This is a genomic window from Accumulibacter sp., assembly GCF_029255285.1.
Taxonomy (GTDB): domain Bacteria; phylum Pseudomonadota; class Gammaproteobacteria; order Burkholderiales; family Rhodocyclaceae; genus Accumulibacter.
On the sequence record NZ_JAPUVI010000056.1, the window covers coordinates 1 to 3,884 of the forward strand.

The following is a 3,884-nucleotide window of genomic DNA, read 5'->3' on the forward strand; positions in this document are numbered from 1 at the left end:
AAAGCGGCGCTTGATCTCAAGGCATCCCTGCGCATCGTCGCCGATGCACTACTGCCCCCATGGAATTACACCATCCTGCCAAATTCAACAGCATAAAACCGGGAAGTTATTTCGTGGGCGTTCCATAGCCGCCGTCAAACCCTCCGGGGCCACCCTGGCCCGGCGTCCCGTCGTCCGCGCGGTTGCCGTCCCCCGCCGGTCCAACATCAGCGCCAGGTTTGCCACTGATGTCGATCGTTCCCGCAACCGTCACGTCGCCCTGAACGAGCATGACAATTGGCGTGTTGGTGGCGTTGCGCCTGAAAGTCACGGTTACACCGAGGGGGATATTGACGCTGCGAAAGTTGAACACGCCGCTCGGCGGCAGCGGAACCTCAATGGTCACTGGCGGGTTGAAATCGCCATCCACACCCGTACTGCCACTATCGAAAGCCAAAGCCGTACAAGACAGCAGCGCGAACCCGAGTGCAATGCCTGCCAAATCAATGATCGTCCGTTTCATTTCACCTTGTCCTCTCGAATAGACCGAGCTTCGTCATTCGCGCTGCACACCGACGTTGGGCGTTGCCATGAATACTGCCGGATTTGCAGGCGTGCCAGGCGCCTGGGGCCGCAATACGCCTACCAACGGCGCGTAAGCAGCGCTCTCACCAGCGAACGGCGCCGAAACATAAATGCCGACCGCCGTCGGCGCCAGCGTCGGCGAGCCGATGTTCAACGCCGTAACACCCGAGGCAATCGCCGAGACACTAAACACCGCGCTGGTCTGGCCGGGCGACAGGGTGATGCTGGCGGGCGAAACCGATGCAACGGCGGTGTTGGCGATGGCCAGCGACAGGCTGTGCGCCACGCTGTCGGGGTTCGACAGTGTCAACGTCACCTCCTGCGTCTGCCCGGCCTTCAGCGTCACCGGCCACGGCGCGAAGCTCAGCGTCGGCACCTGCGGCTCGATCATCAGCGAGAAGATCGTGTTGCCGGTCGAGGTGGATACCGTGAACACCCGCGCGCCGAGCGCTGCCGCGGCGGACGCGCTCAAGGTGAAGCTGACGCCGGTCGCCGCGGCCGTCAGGGAACTGATGTCGAGTTCGGGGTCGGAAGTGGCGACGCGGGCGCCGGACAGCCGGCTGCCGGTGAGGGCGATGCGCACCGACTGACCACGACGCACGCTGGCGGGCAGAACCGTGCTGACCACCGGCGGGCCCGTTTCAAGCGAGCGGCGCACTTCAAGGATATTGCCGACGCCATCGTAGACGTATTCGGTCACCGTGCCGGGAGAGTCGATGTGGCGGACGAGGCGGCCAAGCGCGTCGTAGTCGAAGCGCTCGGTGCCCGCAATCCCGGTCGCCGCCCACAGCAGCATGGCAGCCACCCTCATCCAGCCGACAATCCGCAAGGCGCCCTCCCCTTGTCTCTATCGTCGCCCCGCCGATGCCGCGCGAGGCTTGATGCACTGTGTTGTGACGGATACCGAAAGAACTCCCTTCCTTATCGGCATTGGGGGTACCATAGCGCCAATTCACCAACAGATCAAGCGTTTTCAGGGCATTGGCCGCATCAGGTGGGCACGGCCCCGATCTCGGAAGGTCATGGCAAGCCTGCACGTTTCCCTATACGGTCGGCCTGTGGCACGGGCGGCGGTATGCCTCGCCGGCGTCGGGCTGGCGTCGCCCGCGCTCGCCGGGCTGCCGTGCCTCAATCCAGCGATCGTCACGCCGGCGCAGGGGTCGCGCGAATCCTCGACGAGACCGATGATCTCGTGGCGTGCGGCCGCCGGTGTGTCAAGCTATCGCCTCCAGCTCGTCAGCCGCGAACCGGAAGGCCGGACCCTGGCCAGCATCGACAGCCTCGTCAACGACACCCGTTTCCTGCCGCCCCAGGCACTGGCCGATGGCTTGGCGCTGGTCAGCGTGCGCGTCACGAGCCTGTGCCCGGAGGGTGCGCCACCGGCGTCATCGCCTGCCCGCGAGCACCGCTTCCTGATCGACGCGCGCTCTGCCTGCGCGGTCAGTAGTCTGACCCTTGATTCGCTTGATGCGGGTGAAAAGCGCATCCGCTGGGCACCGACCCCCGGTGCCGGCGGCTACGAGATATTCAGCTACGAGGCGATCGACGGCAGGCTGCTTTTCCGGCTGGAGACGAGCGAACCCGCCGTCGTGACGCCAGCGGTCATCGCCAGTCCCGTGCTCGTCGCCGTGCGCGCGCGCTGCGGCGAAGTGTTCGGACAAGTCGGCCACCTCGCCTACTGAACGGCAGGAAGCGCCGGCTCACCGCCTGCCGGGAGGCGGTCATGTCCAAGGCTGCGCTCGAGCACGCGTCGACCGACCCGGCGGCCGAGTCGCAGCCCCTGTTGTCGCTACGAAAGTGGATGCCGCCGTACAGGCGCGACATCGCCGCCTCGTCGGCGGCGGCTCGCCACTCGTCGGCCTGCTCCGGAAAGTAAGCGGCGAGCACCTCGGCAGCCGCGCTGGAAACTGCCGCATGACCCGAGACGTAGCTCGGAAACGGTGGCGTGAATAACCAGGGCAGAAAGTCCGGATCGAGCTTCTCGCGGATGACGTTGACCGGCCGCACGCTCCAGTGTTCGAACTTCGCCTGCCAGCAGGCGATGAGCGCATCCGCCATCGCCACATTGAGCGCGGCGAACACGCGCGCGGTCTCGGCCGTGCCCAGGGCGCGCTGGGACACCCACTGCATCGCCTTGCGATTCCAGACTCCCGGCGGCGTCACCGAACCCCGGTCGAGGTTCCACTCGTCGGCGATGCGCTTCTGCTCGACGCTCAAGCGGCGCGCTACCCGCAGCACCTCGCGCGCTTCTTCCCAGTAGCGCTCGCTGCCGAAGGGCGGCGGCGGTGGCGGCTGCATCTCCCTGCCGTCAACCAGCGCCCAGGTTCGCCATTTACCGGCCAGCGGCTCGCCCGGATTGGCGAGATTGAGCGGTGGTGCGGCGCGCCAGATACGTGGAGCGGGAGGCGGACGGTCCGCCGGGTTCCAGGTCGCATCGCCGCCATCGTCGAGGGCCCGCCGGATCGCCGCGGTGGCGGCGCGGCGGCCGGCTGCGCGCGCCAAATCGAGCGTCTGCGGCGACATCCGTGCGCTGGCGGCGACGGCCAGGATCGCGCCGATGCCGATCGCTTCCAGGCGCCCCGGCGATTCTCGCGGGTAGAAATGCGCCAGTACGCCCGCCGCCGCTGCATGCACGGCCACCGCCTGGGCGGCTTCCTCGCTGCTCGTCGCCGCCAGACCGACGATGGCGTCATGGGCCGCCGCGTGCAGGTGTGCGAGCACGCGCGCCGCGCGCAGCGGGTTCTGCTGATATTTGACGATCAGTTCGAGGGCAAGACGGTTCCAGGGCAGCGACGCGGGCCCGCTTGCCCACTTCTGCACGAGCGCCTGATCCATGAAACGCTGGCGGATCGGATCAGAGGTCGCCATCGTCAGCGGCGGCAAGGGGGCGATTACCGGCAGGCTGACGTCAGCGGCGTCGGAGATCTCGGGCAGCCACTTCCGCCAATGGCTCGGGTCGGTCAGCGGACCTGCGGAATCCGCGCCGCGAGGCAGTTCCACCGCCAGGCCAGCGACGCAGAATAGCAGGCATAGGCCAACACCGGCGAGCGCGCGGATCAAACCCACCAGGGTGAGCCTGCGTTAGCCGAAAGGCTTTACGCCGATCAGCCAGGCATGGCCGTAGAAGGCAAAGCCCAGCCAGCTGACGAGGCCAATGCCGAGCACCAGCGCATCGCTGGCCCAGCCGCGCACCGGGTAGGTCCGTCCGGCAATCCGGTCGCGGCGCCGCAACGAGACGAAACTCGCCACGGCCCAGACGAGGAAGGCGCCGAACAGGGTCGCGTCGGCCAGACTGCCGTTGGCCAGCAGATGTGCCAATG

5 protein-coding genes are annotated in these 3,884 nt (G+C 67.1%); 1 reads left to right on the top strand and 4 read right to left on the bottom strand.

Going from position 1 to position 3,884, the window contains the following annotated elements:
* Positions 1-106: 106 nt before the first annotated feature.
* Both Q1M07_RS07880 and Q1M07_RS07885 read right to left on the bottom strand, forming a co-directional pair.
* On the bottom strand, positions 107-502 hold the full coding sequence (locus tag Q1M07_RS07880; protein ID WP_034916759.1) for a hypothetical protein: 396 nt from the start codon (positions 500-502) through the stop codon (positions 107-109).
* A 33-nt stretch (positions 503-535) separates the two neighbouring features.
* On the bottom strand, positions 536-1,360 hold the full coding sequence (locus Q1M07_RS07885) for an RHS repeat domain-containing protein (protein ID WP_034916762.1): 825 nt from the start codon (positions 1,358-1,360) through the stop codon (positions 536-538).
* A gap of 226 nt (positions 1,361-1,586) precedes the next feature.
* Here Q1M07_RS07885 and Q1M07_RS07890 point away from each other — a divergent pair, with 226 nt between their 5' ends.
* Positions 1,587-2,246, top strand: a complete 660-nt coding sequence (locus tag Q1M07_RS07890; RefSeq protein WP_300452782.1) for a hypothetical protein — start codon at positions 1,587-1,589, stop codon at positions 2,244-2,246.
* On the opposite strand, the gene Q1M07_RS07895 is transcribed toward Q1M07_RS07890, so the two are convergent.
* Both Q1M07_RS07895 and Q1M07_RS07900 read right to left on the bottom strand, forming a co-directional pair.
* A complete protein-coding gene (locus tag Q1M07_RS07895) occupies positions 2,167-3,630 on the bottom strand; it encodes a vanadium-dependent haloperoxidase (protein ID WP_034916767.1) in 1,464 nt (487 codons plus the stop codon). The two genes, Q1M07_RS07890 and Q1M07_RS07895, sit on opposite strands and share 80 nt — an antisense overlap.
* A 15-nt stretch (positions 3,631-3,645) precedes the next feature.
* Positions 3,646-3,884: NnrU family protein (locus Q1M07_RS07900; RefSeq protein WP_300452785.1), on the bottom strand; the 239-nt coding region annotated here is incomplete at its 5' end.

Bases quoted from the DNA above. Each gene is read 5' to 3' on its own strand.
- Q1M07_RS07885 (WP_034916762.1), bottom strand. From the start codon at position 1,360: ATGCTGCTGTGGGCGGCGACCGGGATTGCGGGCACCGAGCGCTTCGAC.
- Q1M07_RS07880 (WP_034916759.1), bottom strand. From the start codon at position 502: ATGAAACGGACGATCATTGATTTGGCAGGCATTGCACTCGGGTTCGCG.
- Q1M07_RS07890 (WP_300452782.1), top strand. From the start codon at position 1,587: ATGGCAAGCCTGCACGTTTCCCTATACGGTCGGCCTGTGGCACGGGCG.